At 65.5% G+C, this 16,190-nt stretch carries 17 protein-coding genes, 1 pseudogene and 1 riboswitch; of the genes and pseudogenes, 7 read left to right on the top strand and 11 right to left on the bottom strand.

Annotated features, from left to right (window positions below):
• The first annotated feature begins 19 nt into the window (after positions 1–19).
• The 3 genes from H143_RS0106715 (at position 20) to ribB (ending at position 1,949) form a co-directional block, all read left to right on the top strand.
• Complete coding sequence (locus H143_RS0106715) at positions 20–496, top strand: Lrp/AsnC family transcriptional regulator (RefSeq protein WP_019937462.1); 477 nt, start codon at positions 20–22, stop codon at positions 494–496.
• 93 nt (positions 497–589) lie between these two features.
• A complete protein-coding gene (locus H143_RS0106710) occupies positions 590–1,072 on the top strand; it encodes an SET domain-containing protein (RefSeq protein WP_019937461.1) in 483 nt (160 codons plus the stop codon).
• Between the two features lie 47 nt (positions 1,073–1,119).
• Positions 1,120–1,283: riboswitch (FMN riboswitch) on the top strand.
• On the top strand, positions 1,278–1,949 hold the full coding sequence (ribB, locus tag H143_RS0106705) for a 3,4-dihydroxy-2-butanone-4-phosphate synthase (protein WP_019937460.1): 672 nt from the start codon (positions 1,278–1,280) through the stop codon (positions 1,947–1,949). It overlaps the preceding riboswitch by 6 nt.
• 28 nt (positions 1,950–1,977) lie before the next feature.
• Here ribB and H143_RS0106700 read toward each other — a convergent pair whose 3' ends face one another.
• From H143_RS0106700 to H143_RS0106665, 7 genes are all read right to left on the bottom strand, one after another.
• Positions 1,978–2,469 carry a nucleoside 2-deoxyribosyltransferase gene (locus tag H143_RS0106700; protein ID WP_019937459.1) on the bottom strand — a complete coding sequence of 164 codons (492 nt, stop codon included), beginning with the start codon at positions 2,467–2,469 and terminating at the stop codon, positions 1,978–1,980.
• Between the two features lie 41 nt (positions 2,470–2,510).
• Positions 2,511–3,446, bottom strand: a complete 936-nt coding sequence (panE, locus tag H143_RS0106695) for a 2-dehydropantoate 2-reductase (RefSeq protein ID WP_019937458.1) — start codon at positions 3,444–3,446, stop codon at positions 2,511–2,513.
• Between the two features lie 222 nt (positions 3,447–3,668).
• Positions 3,669–5,123 (bottom strand): NAD(P)/FAD-dependent oxidoreductase, encoded by a 1,455-nt coding sequence (locus H143_RS0106685; protein WP_019937456.1) that lies wholly within the window; start codon positions 5,121–5,123, stop codon positions 3,669–3,671.
• Positions 5,120–5,425 carry a (2Fe-2S)-binding protein gene (locus H143_RS0106680; protein ID WP_019937455.1) on the bottom strand — a complete coding sequence of 102 codons (306 nt, stop codon included), beginning with the start codon at positions 5,423–5,425 and terminating at the stop codon, positions 5,120–5,122. The genes H143_RS0106685 and H143_RS0106680 overlap by 4 nt, the downstream gene beginning before the upstream one ends.
• Complete coding sequence (locus tag H143_RS0106675) at positions 5,406–6,572, bottom strand: FAD-binding oxidoreductase (RefSeq protein WP_019937454.1); 1,167 nt, start codon at positions 6,570–6,572, stop codon at positions 5,406–5,408. Before H143_RS0106675 ends, H143_RS0106680 begins: the two co-directional genes overlap by 20 nt.
• 223 nt (positions 6,573–6,795) lie before the next feature.
• Complete coding sequence (locus tag H143_RS0106670) at positions 6,796–7,746, bottom strand: VTT domain-containing protein (RefSeq protein ID WP_019937453.1); 951 nt, start codon at positions 7,744–7,746, stop codon at positions 6,796–6,798.
• 25 nt (positions 7,747–7,771) lie between these two features.
• Positions 7,772–8,935 carry an alpha-hydroxy acid oxidase gene (locus H143_RS0106665; RefSeq protein WP_019937452.1) on the bottom strand — a complete coding sequence of 388 codons (1,164 nt, stop codon included), beginning with the start codon at positions 8,933–8,935 and terminating at the stop codon, positions 7,772–7,774.
• Positions 8,936–9,053: 118 nt separating this feature from the next.
• Between H143_RS0106665 and H143_RS0106660 the strand changes: the two genes are divergently transcribed.
• Positions 9,054–9,338 (top strand): acylphosphatase, encoded by a 285-nt coding sequence (locus H143_RS0106660; protein WP_019937451.1) that lies wholly within the window; start codon positions 9,054–9,056, stop codon positions 9,336–9,338.
• 27 nt (positions 9,339–9,365) lie between these two features.
• On the opposite strand, the gene H143_RS0106655 is transcribed toward H143_RS0106660, so the two are convergent.
• Positions 9,366–10,778 (bottom strand): amidase, encoded by a 1,413-nt coding sequence (locus H143_RS0106655; RefSeq protein WP_026349799.1) that lies wholly within the window; start codon positions 10,776–10,778, stop codon positions 9,366–9,368.
• Between the two features lie 33 nt (positions 10,779–10,811).
• Between H143_RS0106655 and H143_RS0106650 the strand changes: the two genes are divergently transcribed.
• Positions 10,812–11,648: a metallophosphoesterase gene (locus H143_RS0106650; RefSeq protein ID WP_019937449.1), complete on the top strand. Its 837-nt coding sequence runs from the start codon at positions 10,812–10,814 to the stop codon at positions 11,646–11,648.
• 40 nt (positions 11,649–11,688) lie between these two features.
• Here H143_RS0106650 and H143_RS0106645 read toward each other — a convergent pair whose 3' ends face one another.
• From H143_RS0106645 to H143_RS0106635, 3 genes are read right to left on the bottom strand one after another with little or no spacing between them, the layout of a single operon-like run.
• Positions 11,689–12,156 (bottom strand): nuclear transport factor 2 family protein, encoded by a 468-nt coding sequence (locus H143_RS0106645; RefSeq protein WP_019937448.1) that lies wholly within the window; start codon positions 12,154–12,156, stop codon positions 11,689–11,691.
• 11 nt (positions 12,157–12,167) lie between these two features.
• Positions 12,168–12,902: a 2OG-Fe(II) oxygenase gene (locus H143_RS0106640; RefSeq protein ID WP_026349798.1), complete on the bottom strand. Its 735-nt coding sequence runs from the start codon at positions 12,900–12,902 to the stop codon at positions 12,168–12,170.
• A 27-nt stretch (positions 12,903–12,929) separates the two neighbouring features.
• Positions 12,930–13,622 carry a 2OG-Fe(II) oxygenase gene (locus tag H143_RS0106635; protein ID WP_026349797.1) on the bottom strand — a complete coding sequence of 231 codons (693 nt, stop codon included), beginning with the start codon at positions 13,620–13,622 and terminating at the stop codon, positions 12,930–12,932.
• 287 nt (positions 13,623–13,909) lie between these two features.
• On the opposite strand from H143_RS0106635, the pseudogene egtB reads away from it, so the two are divergent.
• Both egtB and egtD read left to right on the top strand, forming a co-directional pair.
• Positions 13,910–15,160 (top strand): annotated as a pseudogene (gene egtB, locus H143_RS23245) (ergothioneine biosynthesis protein EgtB); the annotation flags it as partial.
• Positions 15,140–16,135 (top strand): L-histidine N(alpha)-methyltransferase, encoded by a 996-nt coding sequence (gene egtD / locus H143_RS23240; protein WP_369751163.1) that lies wholly within the window; start codon positions 15,140–15,142, stop codon positions 16,133–16,135. The pseudogene egtB and the gene egtD, both read left to right, overlap by 21 nt.
• Positions 16,136–16,190: the final 55 nt, after the last annotated feature.

The raw sequence follows: 16,190 nt of genomic DNA, 5'->3' as shown, positions 1-16,190 counted from the left end.
ATTTTAGAATATAAAGAAAATGCACCTGGACAAATTCGATCTTGCCATTCTCAAGGTCCTGCAGGACGATGCCCGCGCCAGCCTGAACGACATCGGCGCGGCCGTGGGACTGTCGGCCACGCCCTGCTGGAACCGCATCAAACGCATGGAGCGCGAGGGCGTTATCCGCGGCTACACGGCGGACATCTCTCCCGAGGCCCTGGGCTTCATGGATACGGTCATCGTGCACGTCACGCTGGAGAGCCACAGCGACGCCACCCTCTACGAGTTCGGCAGGGCGTTGGCCGAGATCCCCGAGGTGCTCGAGGCCTTTTTGGTGTCGGGCGACTACGACTACATCATCCGCATCGCCGTGCGCGACACGCGCGACTACGAGCGGTTGCTGCGCGAACGGCTTTATCGCATCCCCGGCATACGCCACAGCAAATCGGGCTTCGTGCTGCGCAGCCTGAAGCAATCGCGCCTGCCGCTGTCGGCGGTCGCGCCAGCGGCATGAGCCCCCATGGCGCGCGTCGTCGCCAGGCAACACCCCTATCCTATAATTCGCGCTCACGTGCCCGCGACGGGCTCGCGTCTTCAGCCCCCCCACATGACTATCGACACCGAAAAGCCCTGGCACATCGTGCGCCGCTCCAAGCTGCACGGCAACGGCGTGTTCGCCACGCGCAAGATCCCGGCGGGCACACGCATCATCGAATACACGGGCAAACACATCTCCGACAAAGAGGCCGACCGGCGCCACCCCACCAATCCGGATGATCCTTTCCATACGTTCTTCTTCTCGCTGTCTTCCGGCAAGATCATCGACGGCGGCGACCAGGGCAACGATGCGCGCTGGATCAACCATGGCTGCGAACCCAATTGCGAGTCGCAGGAAAGCAAAGGCGGCAAACGCGTCTATATCGTCGCGGCGCGGGACATCAAGCGCGGCGAGGAACTGTCCTACGACTACGGCCTGGTGATGGACGGGCGCATCACCAAGACGCTCAAGGAAAGCTACCGCTGCCTGTGCGGCGCGCCTTCCTGCCGCGGCACCATGCTGGCGCTGCCCGGCAAGAAAAACAAGAAATAAGCCAAGCGTAAAATACGCCTGGGCCGCGCGCCTTGCGCGGTCCAACAGTACGTCTTCAGGGCGGGGCGAAATTCCCCACCGGCGGTATGCCGCGCAATGCGGCGAGCCCGCGAGCGCCTGTCCCCGATGCGGATCCGCATCGGGGACAGGGACAGCAGATCTGGTGCGATGCCAGGGCCGACGGTCATAGTCCGGATGAGAGAAGATGTGTCGACGCGATCACGGCGCGGGCAGTTGCCCGCGCCAGTGCCGTTGCGTTCGGCTGTCAGCAGCCCTGGAACGTTTTTCGCAACCCTTAATCCGCGAGAACGAGGCCGACCTCATCGTCGCGGCCGACACCCTCACGACACCCGTCATGGCCCAGCTGATCCGCGATGGCAGCGGCATCGTCTGCCTGTGCCTGCCCGGGCAGACGCTGGACCGCCTGGGCCTGACGCCCATGGTGGCCGACAACGGCAGCCGCCACGGCACGGCGTTCACCGTATCGGTCGAGGCGCGCCAAGGCGTGACCACGGGCGTTTCGGCGGCCGACCGCGTCACGACCATCAAGGCGGCCGTCGCGCCGGATGCGGCGCGCGCCGACCTCGTCAGCCCCGGCCATGTATTCCCGCTGCGCGCGCAGCCCGGCGGCGTGCTGGCCCGGCGCGGACACACCGAGGGATCGGTCGACCTGGCCAGGCTGGCAGGCCTGAGTCCGGCCGGCGTGCTGTGCGAGCTGATGAACCCCGACGGCACCATGATGCGCGGCGAGGAGCTGGCCCGTTACGCCGCGGCAAACGGGCTGGCCGCGTTGCATATCGCCGAGCTGGCGCAACACATGCGCGGCCTGCAGGACGAACAGGCCGCTAGCGCCGGCGACTTGGCCCGCGCTGCCTGAGCGCAATGCCTGAAATCGCCGCGGCCAGTCAGGCCGCAGCGGCGATTTGCCGCAGGCAGGCCTGCGCGTCACCCACGATCACGCGCGCCGCGCAGGCCAGCATGAGATTCACATTCAGACCGAAATCCTCGACCGTATAGCCCTGCGCATCGACGATGCGCGCAGCCTCGCGTCCCGTTCCTGCCTGCGCCACCAGCGGGCGGGCATCATCGGTATAGGCCCATACCGGCTTGCCCAGGGCCGCGCCATACCCCACCTCGAAGGCCGTGCCGGAATCGGGTTCGAGGCCGCGAAACGCGTTGAGATTGGCCATGATCAGATCGGCCCTGCGTATCAGGCCGATGTTCTGCTCGTAGATCCACTGCGCCGCCGCGCGGCCGGCAAGACCGGCGGGCAGGGCGTTATCCAGTGGGTAGAATCCATCAAAGCCGTGCGCCAGGCACAGGGCCTTGAGGCGCTCACCCTGCCGCGCGGCGTCGGCGCGAAATACGTCGAACCCCGCCAGATAGATGCCGCGCATGCGTCATGCCCCTTTCGAAACGCGCAGATCCCGCATGACATTCATCCTTGCCGTGCGGCGCGCTGCGCCAGATAGACCTGGATGTGGACGTAGGCCGCGCGCAGATACGGCACTTGCAGCCCCAGCCCGTCTGCGCGCTGCACGAGGTCGCCGATGAGATGCTCGCCCTCGATCTGCCCGCCCTGGCGCAGGTCGCGGAACATCGAGGCTGTCGCGCCGGAGGCGGAATCGGTCAGCATGCCCGCCGAAAACGCCTCGGCCTTGGGCCGCATGCCATGCCCATGCCCCTGCGCGATGCGGTCGATTTCACCGAGCAGGCTGCGCATGAACGGCTCGCCGCCCGTGGAGCGGACGATCTCCCCCACGCTGCCGCGCATCAGGCAGGTGGCCGCAGCCAGGGTCGACAGGAAGATGTATTTCTCCCAGATGTCCTGGTTGATGTCGTCGCTGGGCTTGGTCTCGAAAGCGGCGGGTTCGAGCGCCTTGCGTAGGGCCTGGCACCGTTCGCTCGTGCCGCCCGCGCGCTCGCCGTAGATGATGGCGCCCAGCGGCCCCATGATCACGATCTCGCCCTGCGGCCCCATGGTGGCCATGACGTGGCACAGGCCGCCCAGCACGCGTTGCTTGCCGAAGGCCGCATCGAGCGCGTCGTAGTGGCGCATGCCGTTGAGTATGGGCAGCACCACCGCTTCGGGATTCTGCTGCATGGCCGGCCTGATCGCTTCGATGGCGCCGTCCAGGTCGTAAGCCTTACAGCTCAAGATCACCACATCGTAGGGACCGCCCGGCGCGTCCGCAGTCGCCAGCCGGGGCTGGATCACGTCCATGCCCTGGCCGGTCTTGATGCGCAGCCCCTTCTCGCGCAGGAGCGCCGCGCGCGCCGGACGCACCAGGAAAGTCACGTCCACGCCGGCCTGCGCCGCCCGGCCGCCGAAAAAACCGCCGGTGCCGCCGGCGCCCAATACCAATATCCGCATGACTTGCTCCGCGCGTGCTCGCGCATGGGTGAGGAGCATCTATTATGCTGCGTCCTCATCGATCATTTTTTCGATGAGATACCAAAGATCGCGCGAAACCGGCGCCAGCGGTATCTCGGCTGCGCTGCGCATATTGCTCACTGGCACGCCCTTTCGCGCTGAGCGCCATCTGCCCGAGACGCAATGAGCGCTTGAGGCGGCTCGGCGCACTCATGGCGGGCGCTATGCGCCGCCCCGCTTCTTGATCCGTATGACGGCCTGCCTGGACTCCTCGGTCTGCGGCAGCGCGGCCAGCTCGCCCAGCGTAAGCGGCTTGGTCGGGAATCGCAGGCGGAAGTAACCGACATCCGGCACAGGCACGCCGCGTTCGTCGGCAATCAGTTCGCTCACTGTCAGCCCGCAGAAGCGTCCTTGGCACGGCCCCATTCCGCAGCGCAGGAAAGCCTTCATCTGGTTGGGTCCGGAACAGCCTAGCGCCACGGTCTGGCGCACCTGATCGGCCGTGACTTCCTCGCAGCGGCACACGATGGTGTCGCCCGTGGGGCGCCGATAAGCATCCGGCGCCTTGTAGAGCGCATCGAAGAAGGCGCGTCCGCGAACCGCGTGTTCCAGTGCCTTCCAGTACGGCCGGGCATCCTGGTCGCGCTGGGCGGCATCGAGATGGCCCAGCTCGCAGGCTGCATTCAAGGCAGCCAGCAGGCCGCGGTATTGCGCGGCCCGCGCCCCCGCGATGCCTGCGCCGTCGCCGGCGATGCCGATTCCCGGCACCGAGGTCGTGCCCCAGACATCGACCTTGGGCTGCCAGCAATCCATGGCCGGATTCCAGTCGTGCTCGATGCCCGCCGCGCGCGACAGGTTTACATTGGGCACCACGCCCTGGTGCAGCATCAGCTGATCGGCCTCCAAAATTTCGCTACGCCCGTCGACGATCAATTGCACCGATTCGAGCCTGTCTTTACCCAGCGCCTTCAGGCCCATGACGCCCTTGACGATGGGAATGGCGGCCTTGACCTCGCGCAACAGCTTCAGGCCCTTGCCGAAATAAGGCGAGCGCAGAAAATCGAAAGCGTACGGCAAGGCCTGTCGCAGCCGGCCCGGTGGCGTGATCTCCAGGATGCGCTCGACCTTGACGCCCGCATTCAGATACTGCCAGGCGATCAGATAAAGCAACGGGCCACAGCCGGCTAGGACCGTGCGCCCACTTGGCACCAGCCCCGCGGACTTCAGCAGGATCTGCGCCGCGCCGGCCGTGACCACGCCGGGCAGCGTCCAGCCCGGAATCGGAAACGGGCGCTCCTGTGCGCCGGTGGCCAGCAGAATGTGCCTGGCATGCAGCAGGCGCGCTTGGCCGCCCACCGAGTAGCCCACCTCGAAGCCGGCATCGGGATCGGGCGCTGTCATGCGCGAGACGGACCACACCGTAGCGCCGGGTTCGTAACGCGCGCCGCTGGCCTTGAACGGCGCCAGCAGACTCGCGCCGTGCCAGTAGTCAGCTCCCAGGATGCGTTTGTCGATGACCGGCGTGGTGGTGATGCCGCGATAGATCTGCCCGCCAGGAGCCGGCTGCTCGTCCAGCAACAAGGTGTCCACGCCCAGCGAGGCGCAAGCCGCTGCGGCCGAGAGGCCGGCCGGCCCCGCGCCCACGATCAGCAATTCGCATTGCGTAATCTGCATCATCGCACCTCGCGCGCGCCGTGCTGGCGCTCGACGTTCATGCCTTGCTCCACCTGCGTCATGCATGCTTGCCGATTGGGTCGGCCGTCTATGGTGACCAGGCAGTCATAGCAAACGCCCATCATGCAATAAGGACCGCGCGGCACTTCGTTGACGACGGTATCGCGGCACGCATCGCGGCCGCTGGCGAACAGGGCCGCCGCCACGCTGTCGCCCGCGCGGCAGGCCACATCCAAACCGTCGACCGTGATGCGCACCGGCGCGTCCACGGCCTGGCGCTCGGCCTCAGCCAGCCTTTTGAACATGAAACCTCCGGGTAGAAAACGGCGACATGTCTTCATCGAGCATGCCACCCGCGATCATGGGCGCCATCTTGAGCGCATGGGCCCCGGCCAGTGTCACGCCGCTATGGCAGGTGACGACGAAAGCACCGGGACACGTGGCAGATTGTTCGTAGATGGGAAAGCCATCGGGTGACATCACCCGCAACGCCGACCAGGTGCGCACCGCGCGCACATCGCGCAGCGCGGGCAGCATGCGCACGGCCCGATCAGCCAGCGTGCCCAGAATGGGCAGCTTCACCGCATCGTCGGCAAAACCGGCCTCTTCCTGGGAGTCGCCGACCAGCCAGCTGCCCTCGTCCATCTGCCGCAGGGTCGCGATAGGTGTATGAAGCACGCGGCGCGTGCGCTCGAGCGCGATGATCTGTCCGCGCTGCGGTCGCACCGGAACATCCAGGCCGATCTGCCTGGCCATTTCCTTGTTGCCCAGGCCGCAGGCCACGACCAGCTTGCGCGATCGCAGCACGCCCTCAGGCGTGTCGAGCGAAAATAGGCCGTCGTCGAACCGGATGCGCTGCACCGGGCAACGCGGCAGATAGCCGATTTTTTCTCGGGCGAACGCAATGTGCAGCGCGCGCAGCAGCTTGAGCGGATTGGCAATGCCGTCGAGCGGTGTCCAGCATGCTCCGCGCACATCGGGCCCCGCACCCGGCATCATGTCGCGCAGCTCCTGGCGATCGAGCATCTTCCAATCGTAGGGCTGCATGCCCGGCTGCGCCATCAGGTCGCTCATATATTCGATGCGTGCCTGAAGCTCCTGGTCGCTCAGGCAAAGATGCAGGCCGCCGTTCTGCTCCAGATGCACATCCACGCCGGTCTTGTCGAACAGCTCTCGCGCCAGTTGCGGCCAGGCCGCAGCCGAAGCCTGCGTCCAGGTCGAATAGCGGGCCATGCCCATGCCCTTGCTCTGCACCCAGACCAGGCCGAAATTACCGCGCGAGGCGCGGTAGGCGACGTCGCCCTCGTCGAGCACGGCCACACGATCGAGCTGGCGGCGCAATCCATAGGCCACGGCCGCCCCCACCAGGCCACCGCCGATGACCAGGGCGTCGTAGAGGCCATCGCGCGGCGCGACGATTGCCGTGGGCCGAAGGCTCGTTGCGTGATTCATTCGTGTCCCTTTTTCCACAAGCAGCGTTTCCAGCCCGATGTTGAATCAGATGGCCTCGATGAACTCCGGACTCTGTGTGATTTCACGGAAATGCCGCAAGCGCAATGCCATGGTCGTCAAGACGATAGCGCAGCGCCCAAGGGCAACAATACCGCTTCCGTGAGGGGATTGAAGCACTGCAGAGATGCCCATTCCGAAATCACTATAAACGGAACGAGTACGGTCAGACCCCTGCGGCCTGCTGGATCGCGGCCACGTCGCGAGCAGGCCGGGCCTCGCGCTCCCAGGCTTCATAGCCGCCCAGCAGCGCCCAGGCATCGCCGTATCCGGCGGCCCTTAGCCGCGCCGCCAGACTGGCGGCGGAGATTTCGTTGGGGCAGGCGCAATACACGACAATGAGGCTGTCGTCCCGCAGGCCCAGATCGGGAATGGGCGCGTTCACTTCGGTGACGAGGGCGCCCGGAATGCGTGGCACCGAATCCACCGGACCGGGCCGCACGTCGATCACCACCGGCACGCGGCCGCTGGCCTGCCATTGCAGTAGTTCGCCGACCGATAGGCGCGGCACGACGCGCAGGCCACGTACCAGCGCCCAGCGGCGCAAGGCGCGCACGGCCACATAAAGCACCAGCACCAGAGCCAGCAGCAGCAGGCCCCATTTGCCGTACCGGCCTATCAGGCCGACGACGCGGCCGACCGTGTCACTGAACAACGCCCCCAGCAACAGTCCGGAGCCGCTCCAGATGAGGGCGCCGAGCAACTCGAACGCCACGAAGCGGCGATAGGGCGTACCCGCATATCCGTTCATCACGTTGGTGAGCGCCCCCGCGCCGGGCAGGAACTTGGAAATCAGCAGCGCGAACACGCCGACCCGCAGAAACCGGCTCTGCGTCTGGCGTATGCAGGAATCCCGCGACAGCGACACCTTGCAGATCATGCGCAGCAGGCTGCCGCCGTGCCGCCCGCCGGCCCAGTACCAGGCCGAATCGGCCAACCAGCAGGCCAGAATGGCGAGCAGCCAGGCCGATCCCCAACCGGCCGGGCCGCTGAACACGGCCCCCGACGCGACCAAGGTGGGATAGGAAGGAATCGGCAGACCGGCCTGCTCGATCAGCACATTGAGGAAAACCAGCCAACTGCCGTAGCTGTGCAGCAGCGTCTGCAGATTTTGCATGGCAGCCCCGAAAAGCCTCGCGTGTTTATTGGGGATAGGTGCCCGGCACCAGAATGCTCTTATCCACGTCCGCGATATGCTTGCGGCCGCACAGCGCCATGGTCACGTCCATTTCCTTGTAAAGGATCTCCAGCGCACGGCTCACGCCGGCACGGCCGAACGCGCCCAGGCCGTACAGGAAGGCGCGGCCTATCATGGTGCCGCGCGCGCCCAGGGCCACGGCCTTGAGCACATCCTGGCCCGAGCGGATGCCGCTGTCGAGCCACACCTCGATCTTCGAGCCCGCCGCGTCCACGACCGAAGGCAGCACCTCGATGGTCGAGCGGGCGCCGTCGAGCTGGCGACCGCCGTGGTTGCTGACGATGAGCGCGTCGGCGCCGCTGTTTGCGGCCAGCCGCGCGTCCTCCTCGTCCAGAATGCCCTTGATGATGAGCTTGCCGCCCCAGCGTTCCTTGATCCAGGCCACGTCGTCCCAGGACAGGCAGGGATCGAACTGTTCCGCCGTCCACGAGGACAGCGAGGACAGGTCGCTCACGCCCTTGGCATGGCCCACGATGTTGCCGAAGGTGCGCCGACGCGTGGCCAGCATGCCCAGGCACCAGCGCGGCTTGGTAGCCAGATTGAGAAGATTGCGCAGCGTGGGCTTGGGCGGGGCCGACAAGCCGTTCTTGATGTCTTTGTGGCGTTGGCCCAGGATCTGCAGATCCAGTGTGAGCACCAGCGCCGAGCAGTTGGCCGCCTTGGCACGGTCGATCAGGTTCATGACAAAATCGCGGTCGCGCATCACGTAAAGCTGGAACCAGAAGGGCTTGCCGGTGGCGGCGGCCACATCCTCGATCGAGCAGATGCTCATGGTCGAAAGCGTGAAGGGCACGCCGAAACGGTTGGCGGCCTGCGCGGCCAGCATCTCGCCGTCGGCGTGCTGCATGCCGGTCAGGCCCGTGGGGGCCAGCGCCACGGGCATCGCGACGTCCTGGCCTATCATCGTGGTCCGCAGCGAGCGGCCGTCCATGTCGACCGCCACGCGCTGGCGGAACTTGATCTTCTGGAAATCGCTTTCGTTGGCGCGGTAGGTGCTTTCCGTCCAGGCGCCGGAATCGGCGTAGTCGTAGAACATGCGCGGTACGCGCTTTTGTGCGAGGACGCGCAGGTCTTCGATGGTGGTGATGGTGGAAAGGTTCTGGCTCATTGTTGTTCTCGCCATGGTTCTTCGTTCAGAGGCCGCCGAGAAGGCAAAATATCGTTTCGAAGTATAGAAGAACCCCGATTTTCCGGCCTCCCGTGCGCAGGCCGCGCAAGGACCCCTCATGCCAGACCCGCATATCGAATCCCTGCTCGTCACCGTCCATGGCAAGGTGCAGGGCGTAGGTTACCGCCACGCCGCCGTACGCCGCGCCCACATGCTGGGCGTCACCGGCTGGGTGCAGAATCTGCCGAACGGCACGGTCGAAGCCCTGGTGCAGGGCACGCCCGACCAGGTCGACCAGATGCTGGAGTGGATGCGCCGCGGCCCGCCGGCTGCGGCGGTGAGCGAACTCGATACCCAGCGCCAGTACCTTGACAAGCGCTATGGCCGCTTCGAGCAGGTATAGCGTGCCCTGCGGCACCGGCGCGCGCGCCTACGGCGCAGGCGCCCGCTTCCAGAACTGCGTGGCCTGTTCGAAGGCGTGCGCCAGCTGCAACACGCCCCATTCGTCGCGATAGCGGCCCACGATCTGCAGGCCCACCGGCAAGCCCTGCTCGGTAAAGCCGCAAGGCACGGAAATCGCGGGATGGCCGGTCATGGTGACGTAGTAGCTCGAACGCATCCAGTCGATGTAGTTGCGCATCGGCGTGCCGTCGATCTCGGTGGGGTATTCGGTTTGCACCGCGAACGGCGCCACCTGGCTCACCACCCCGATCATGAATTCGTACTTCTGCATGAAGACGTGCGTGCGCTCGAATAACGCGGCCCTCTCGCGCTCGGCGTGGATCAGGGCCGAGGCCGGCTGGCTCATGCCCAGCTCGGTGTTCCAGATCACCGTCTGCTTGATCATCTGGCGATGATCGCGCACGGCCTCGCCCTGCGAGATGGCAAAGAGCTGCGCGCGCAGCGCGTGAAACGCCGCGTCGGCATCACCGAAATCGGGGCAGGCCTCTTCCATTTTGCAGCCCAGCTGTTCGAACACCGGCAACTGCGCCTGGATCGCCCGCAGTACCTGCGGCTCCACCGGCAGGCCGCCCCAGGACAGGGCGCAAGCGATGCGCGTGCCGGCAAAGCCGCGCTCCAGCGCGCTGGCAAAGCGGAACGGGTCCTGTTCGAGGCTGAGCGGATCGCGCGCATCGGGGCCGGCCAGCGCGGCCAGCATCAGCGCGGCATCGGCCACCGTGCGCGCCATGGGGCCGGCCACCGTCAGCGTGCTATAGGGGGTGGCCGAGGGCCACTGCGGCACGCGGCCCGGCGAAGGGCGCAGGCCCACCACATTGCAGAAACCGGCCGGGTTGCGCAGCGAACCGCCCATGTCGGTGCCATCGGCCAGGGGCAGCATGCGCGCGGCCAATGCCGCCGCCGCGCCGCCGCTGCTGCCGCCGGGCGTGCAGTTCAAGTCATAGGGATTGCGCGTGGCGCCGAACACCGGATTGAAGGTGTGCGAACCTGCACCGAATTCCGGCAGATTGGTCTTGCCCAGCGTGATCGCCCCGGCCGCTTGCTGGCGCGTTACCGCCAGGCTGCTGCGCCCGGGCACGAAATCGCGATGCACGGGCGAGCCGAACGTGGTGCGCATCCCGGCCGTGAGAAAGCTGTCCTTATGCGCCACTGGCAGGCCGTGCAGCAGCCCCAACGGTTTGCCGCCAGCCTGCGCCGCGTCGGCGGCAGCGGCCTGGCGCAACGCGCCTTCGGCATCCAGTGTGACGATGGCGTTGACCGCCGGATTGCGCGCCTCGATACAGTCCAGATGCGCCTGAACCAACTGCCGGGCACTCAAATTCCCGGTTTCGATCTCGGCGCGCATCTGCAGCGCCGTCATATCGCATATCGACTTACTATCCATGCTGCCTCCCTGTCGCCAAATCACTATACGCCCATGCACCTGCAAATCCTGTCCGACCTGCATCTGGAAGCCAACCCCGATTTCGCCTTCACGCCCGCCCCGGGCGTGGACGTGCTGGTGCTGGCCGGAGACATCGGTTCGTATCAGGCGGGGTCGGCGCTGGACGGGGCGGATTTCGGCCTGGAGCGTTACGCGCCGCGGGGGCGCGGGGCCGGCTGGCCCCGCGTGCTGTATGTACCCGGCAACCACGAATTCGACGGCCTGGATTTCGACCAAACCACGCTGCGGCTGCGCCAGACCTGCGAACGTCTGGGCATCCTCTGGCTGGAAAGGGAAGAAGCCATCATCGACGGCATCCGCTTCGTCGGCACCACGCTCTGGACCGATTTCCAAGCCCTGGCTGGCCGTCAGAAGACCGAGACGCACCGCCTGCAACAGCTCGAGAAAGCCTACCGCGCGGCCAATTTCTATCTCAGCAAGAACACCACGCTGCGCGGCGGCCAACCCGTGCTGGCCGAGGATATGCGCCAGTTCGGCGTGGACTGCCAGGCTTGGCTGCGCCAGGCGCTGTCCCGGCCCTACGCTGGCACGACGGTGGTGGTGACGCATTTCGCGCCGACCCTGCGCAGCGCCGATCCGCGCTATGGCCTGACGCCCGGCACGGCAGGGTTCTGCAACGCGCTGGACGATCTGCTGCCCTATGCCGATCTATGGATACATGGCCATCTGCATTGCCCGCATGACTATCGCGTAACGGGGCAACGCGGCGGACGCGCGGTGTCCTGCCGCGTCGTGGCCAACCCGCTGGGCTACGTGAGCAAGGGCGAGCAGGAAGGCTTTCGGCCGGACTGGGTGATCGAACTGCCTTAGGGCCTGTCAACACCAGAAGGGCCGCGCACGCGCATCCCCGCTAGAGACCCAGCTCCGACAGCCCCGGATGGCCATCGGGCCTGCGGCCCGAGGGCCAGAAGTATTTTCTGCCTGCCTCCTCGATGGGCAAGTCATTGATGCTGGCATGGCGATGCGTCATCAGGCCGTGCTCGTCGAACGCCCAGTTCTCGTTGCCGTAGCTGCGGTACCACTGGCCCGAGTCGTCGTGCCATTCGTAGGCAAAGCGCACCGCGATGCGGTGGCCGTCAAACGCCCACAGCTCCTTGATGAGCCGGTAATCCAGCTCGCGCGCCCATTTGCGCTCGAGAAAAGCCTGTGCCTGCGCGCGCCCCGAAATGAACTCCGCGCGGTTGCGCCAGTGCGTATCGGGGCTATAGGCCAGTACGACGCGGGCCGGCTCGCGGCTGTTCCATGCGTCTTCGGCCAACCGGATTTTCTGCAGCGCGGTTTCGCGGGTAAAGGGGGGCAGGGGAGGGCGCGATTGCATGATGGCTCCTGTCAACGGCACATAAGGTCTGCCAGTTTCTCCCTTGCATCATGGAATGACAACTCCATACCGATGCGCTGTCCTCGCCGCACGAGACTGATGCCGTGCTTCGTATTGACCCGGTAAGGCCCGTTGGCGCCCTCGAACGGCCGTGCGGCGGTAGCGATGATGGCTGCATCGCCGAACCCGAGCGGCAGCACCATGACGCGCGACTGCATGCGCGGGCGTTGCTCAGTCATCACGAACTCTCCGCCCGTGAAATCCTCGCCCGGCTCGGACAGCAGCGCAACGACCTGCATGGGAAACACCCATGCGCCATCGCCGCGCTGATGCAGCGGCATGGCGTCCCCGGAGCCAAGACGATTCACGCAGAACTGCGCGTGACCCTGCCCCGCTTCCCGGTTGAGCCGGGCAAAATCATCCAGCCTTGCCGGATAGCGGCGGCCGATGCCCAGGATTTCGCACCAGCGGTTCGCCAGGCCTGCCAGACGGCGATAAAGGGCAACGCGCAAATCCTGCAATGGAGCCGGCAAGCCGATATCGAAATGCAAGCAATCGCCGCGACCCGTCTTCGCGCAGGCAAACAACTCGCGGTTTCGCGCTGGCCTCTCCAGAATGCCGCGGGCCAGGCCGTGTGCCAGATCCGTGCCCAGCAAACCGGGCAGCACGGCGTAGCCTTCGGCATCCAATTGCGCACAAATGGCGCGCCAGTCCAGGCGGTCGACGAGTGTGGCGGATTCCGCCATAAAGCGCTCCCTGATCATGTCGCGGCTTCACGCCGCATCATGAAAAATGAGACCCAAGGTATGGCGCTTGCCGTCATGAACGCGGCCGACGCCGTGGCGCATGTTCGCCCTGCGAACGCCGCGCCGGCCCGCAACAGGCCGTTGATGGACCGCGAATACCACCGCATCGCCCTGGCGCAAGGGAACCACCTCGGCATGCTGTTCGCTTGCCGTGGTCTGGGTCATCACGAATTCGCCGCCGGCAAAGTCCCTGCCCGGTTCCGACAGCAGGATGGCTACCTGCAAAGGGAAAACGTGCTCACCGTAGAGATCCTGATGCAGACAGTTGTAGTCTCCCGCGCCGTACTCAAGGATCAGCGGCGTCGGCCTGAGCTGGCCGGCCTGGTGGCAGCGCCGCAAGAACACATCCAGATCGTCGGGGTACTGGATGTCCGTGCCCAGTTGCCGGTTCCAGCGGTTGGCGATCGGCACGAGCCGCGGATACAGCGCATGGCGCAGCCGATCGAGCAGCAGCGGCAGGGGATACGCGAAGTATTTGTATTCGCCGCGCCCGAATCCGTGGCGAGCCATGACGACCCGCGAACGATAGCCCGAATTTTGGGGATACCGCGCCGCCAGCGCAGCGCACTGGTCGACGGCCAGCAGACCAGGCAGAACGGCATTTCCGCGGCAATCGAGCGCGCGTTCGAGTGCCATCCAGTCATAGGTCGCGGATTTCATGGCGGATCGCTCACCGGATCGAAGAAAAGAGCGCAGTCTAGGAGTCTTCCCGGCCCTTGGCACTCCGATTCTTGCGATTGGCTTTTTGCGCCTGGCCGGCTCCGGCTGTCTTATAGTCTGCAGGTTCTTCTCGAAACGGCAAACGCGTGAGAGACATGCACGCACTCAAGCACCTGGCCGGGCCCGACGACATCGCGGGCGACGGCGGCCGGACGCACGCGCCATCAGCGCGTGCGTCACAATGGACTGAACGCATCCGATCGAACGGGAGCAGAGAGCAGACCCTCATGAAACAGACCACCGATCTCCCTCTTGGGCAATCCGCCCAAGCAAGCCATGCAGCGCATGCGTCCAAGAACCGGGCTCTGCTCGAAAGATTCCACCAGATCCGCGCCTACACGCAGCGAATTGCCGAACCTCTCGATGAAGAAGACCAAGTCGTCCAATCGATGCCCGACGCAAGTCCGACGAAATGGCATCTGGCCCATACCTCCTGGTTCTGGGAAACGGTGGTCCTGCAGCCCCATCTGCCCGGCTACGCCTTGTTCGACGCCGGGTTTGCCTACCTCTTCAACTCCTACTACGTCTCGCTGGGTCCCCGCCATCCTCGGCCGCAGCGGGGCCTGCTGAGCCGGCCGTCGCTATCGCGGGTTCTGGCCTATCGCCGCCACATCGACTCCCACCTGGAGCTGCTGCTGCGCACGGCATCGGCGCAACAGCTGCGGGAGATAGCGCATCTGATCGAACTCGGGTTGGCCCACGAACAACAGCATCAGGAGCTGATCCTGATGGACATCCTGCATTTGTTCGCCCAGTCTCCGCTGCTCCCCGCCTACCGGACTGATTGGCCGCTGCCGGGCACCGGACGAACGGGTACGTTCCAGCGGCACGAAGGCGGACTCGTCTTGATCGGCAACGCGGGCGCGGTGTTCGCCTTCGACAACGAACGGCCTCGCCACAGGACATGGGTGGACGCGTTCGAGATCAGCGATCGCCTGGTCACCAATCGCCAATGGCTGCGCTTTATGGCCGATGGCGGCTATTCGACGGCCCGCTACTGGCTGTCGGACGGCTGGGATCACGCCCGCACGCAGGGATGGGAAGCTCCGCTCTATTGGCGGCCATCGCCGGATGAGGATGACCGATGGTCGGAAATGACCTTGGGCGGATTGCAGCCCCTGGCGCTTGACGCGCCGGTCGGCCACATCAGCTATTACGAGGCCTCGGCATACGCGGCCTGGGCGGGCGCGCGGCTGCCTTTCGAGGCGGAATGGGAGATCGCCGCCGAGGCGGGCCTGCTCGAGCAGGCAGACGACGCCGCGTGGCAATGGACGCAAAGCCCCTACGTTGCCTACCCCGGCTTCAAGACCGCGGACGATGCAACCGGCGAATACAACGGCAAATTCATGAGCGGCCAAATGGTCCTGCGCGGCGGCGCATTCGCGACTCCGGCCGGCCACGCAAGACCGAGCTACCGGAATTTCTTCAGGCCGGAACAGCGGTGGATGTTCTCCGGCGTGCGCCTGGCCCGCGACATCGCGGCGCACGCCGGCGCAGAGACCGACCGTGAGCCATCCGGCGCCGGCGAGTTCGAACGCGACGTGATCCAAGGATTGTCCAAGCCGCAGAAGTCGTTGAATCCGAAATATTTCTACGACGCACAAGGGTCAGCGTTGTTCGAGCAGATCTGCCTGACGCCCGAATACTATCCCACCCGCGCCGAGACCGTGCTGCTCAAGAACATCGCCGACGAACTCGCGGCGCAACTGCCTGAAAACGCCACGCTCGTGGAGTTCGGCAGCGGCGCCAGCGAGAAGACGCGCATCATTCTCGACGCGGCCAGACAGGTGCGCACCTATGTTCCGATCGACATCAGCAAGACGGCGCTGGCTCAGGCCAGGCAACGAATCGAACAGGCCTACCCGACTCTCGCGGTATGTCCTATCGAGGCGGACTTCACCCGGGAACTGGTTTTGCCCGACATACCCAAGGACGGCACTGCCGTGGGGTTTTTCCCCGGCTCGACGATAGGCAACTTCGAGCCCGCCGAGGCCATTGGGTTCCTGCGCTGCGCACGTGGCTTGCTGGGCGACGATGCAAAAATGATCGTCGGCGTCGACATGATCAAAGACCCTTCGACCTTGATAGACGCCTACAACGACGACGACGGCGCGACGGCGCGGTTCAATCTCAACCTTCTCGAGCGTATCAACCGGGAGCTGGGAGGAAATTTCAATCCCGCCGCGTTCGCGCACACCGCGACCTGGAACGAACGTCTGAGCAGGATCGAAATGCATCTGGTGAGCCTGGCCCGGCAGATCGTGCTGGTGGCGGACCGCCTGTTCAACTTCGCTCCCGGCGAAAGCATCCATACCGAGAATTCGCACAAGTACAGCATCGCATCTTTCGGGGCCTTGGCGGCTGCCGCGGGCTGGGCCGTTTCCCGCTCCTGGATTGGCGACACCCCCGAGTTCGGCGTTTTCATGCTGGCCAATGCGGTCGGCGACCGCTGAACGCTGCAGGCCGTGACTTCGCTCTTCTTGTAGATACTCACCCGCAAGAAACGGA

It is taken from the genome of Bordetella sp. FB-8, from assembly GCF_000382185.1.
In the GTDB taxonomy this organism is placed as follows: domain Bacteria; phylum Pseudomonadota; class Gammaproteobacteria; order Burkholderiales; family Burkholderiaceae_B; genus Bordetella.
This window is presented reverse-complemented; position numbering and strand designations above follow the sequence as displayed.

What these genes read in the sequence shown, in the direction of transcription:
- H143_RS0106660 (WP_019937451.1), top strand. Translation starts at nt 9,054, where the DNA reads ATGCCAGACCCGCATATCGAATCCCTGCTCGTCACCGTCCATGGCAAG.
- H143_RS0106650 (WP_019937449.1), top strand. Translation starts at nt 10,812, where the DNA reads ATGCACCTGCAAATCCTGTCCGACCTGCATCTGGAAGCCAACCCCGAT.
- H143_RS0106640 (WP_026349798.1), bottom strand. Translation starts at nt 12,902, where the DNA reads ATGGCGGAATCCGCCACACTCGTCGACCGCCTGGACTGGCGCGCCATT.
- H143_RS0106715 (WP_019937462.1), top strand. Translation starts at nt 20, where the DNA reads ATGCACCTGGACAAATTCGATCTTGCCATTCTCAAGGTCCTGCAGGAC.
- H143_RS0106700 (WP_019937459.1), bottom strand. Translation starts at nt 2,469, where the DNA reads ATGCGCGGCATCTATCTGGCGGGGTTCGACGTATTTCGCGCCGACGCC.
- panE (WP_019937458.1), bottom strand. Translation starts at nt 3,446, where the DNA reads ATGCGGATATTGGTATTGGGCGCCGGCGGCACCGGCGGTTTTTTCGGC.
- H143_RS0106635 (WP_026349797.1), bottom strand. Translation starts at nt 13,622, where the DNA reads ATGAAATCCGCGACCTATGACTGGATGGCACTCGAACGCGCGCTCGAT.
- H143_RS0106680 (WP_019937455.1), bottom strand. Translation starts at nt 5,425, where the DNA reads ATGTTCAAAAGGCTGGCTGAGGCCGAGCGCCAGGCCGTGGACGCGCCG.
- H143_RS0106685 (WP_019937456.1), bottom strand. Translation starts at nt 5,123, where the DNA reads ATGATGCAGATTACGCAATGCGAATTGCTGATCGTGGGCGCGGGGCCG.
- H143_RS0106670 (WP_019937453.1), bottom strand. Translation starts at nt 7,746, where the DNA reads ATGCAAAATCTGCAGACGCTGCTGCACAGCTACGGCAGTTGGCTGGTT.
- H143_RS0106675 (WP_019937454.1), bottom strand. Translation starts at nt 6,572, where the DNA reads ATGAATCACGCAACGAGCCTTCGGCCCACGGCAATCGTCGCGCCGCGC.
- H143_RS0106665 (WP_019937452.1), bottom strand. Translation starts at nt 8,935, where the DNA reads ATGAGCCAGAACCTTTCCACCATCACCACCATCGAAGACCTGCGCGTC.
- H143_RS0106710 (WP_019937461.1), top strand. Translation starts at nt 590, where the DNA reads ATGACTATCGACACCGAAAAGCCCTGGCACATCGTGCGCCGCTCCAAG.
- H143_RS0106645 (WP_019937448.1), bottom strand. Translation starts at nt 12,156, where the DNA reads ATGCAATCGCGCCCTCCCCTGCCCCCCTTTACCCGCGAAACCGCGCTG.
- H143_RS0106655 (WP_026349799.1), bottom strand. Translation starts at nt 10,778, where the DNA reads ATGGATAGTAAGTCGATATGCGATATGACGGCGCTGCAGATGCGCGCC.
- ribB (WP_019937460.1), top strand. Translation starts at nt 1,278, where the DNA reads ATGTGTCGACGCGATCACGGCGCGGGCAGTTGCCCGCGCCAGTGCCGT.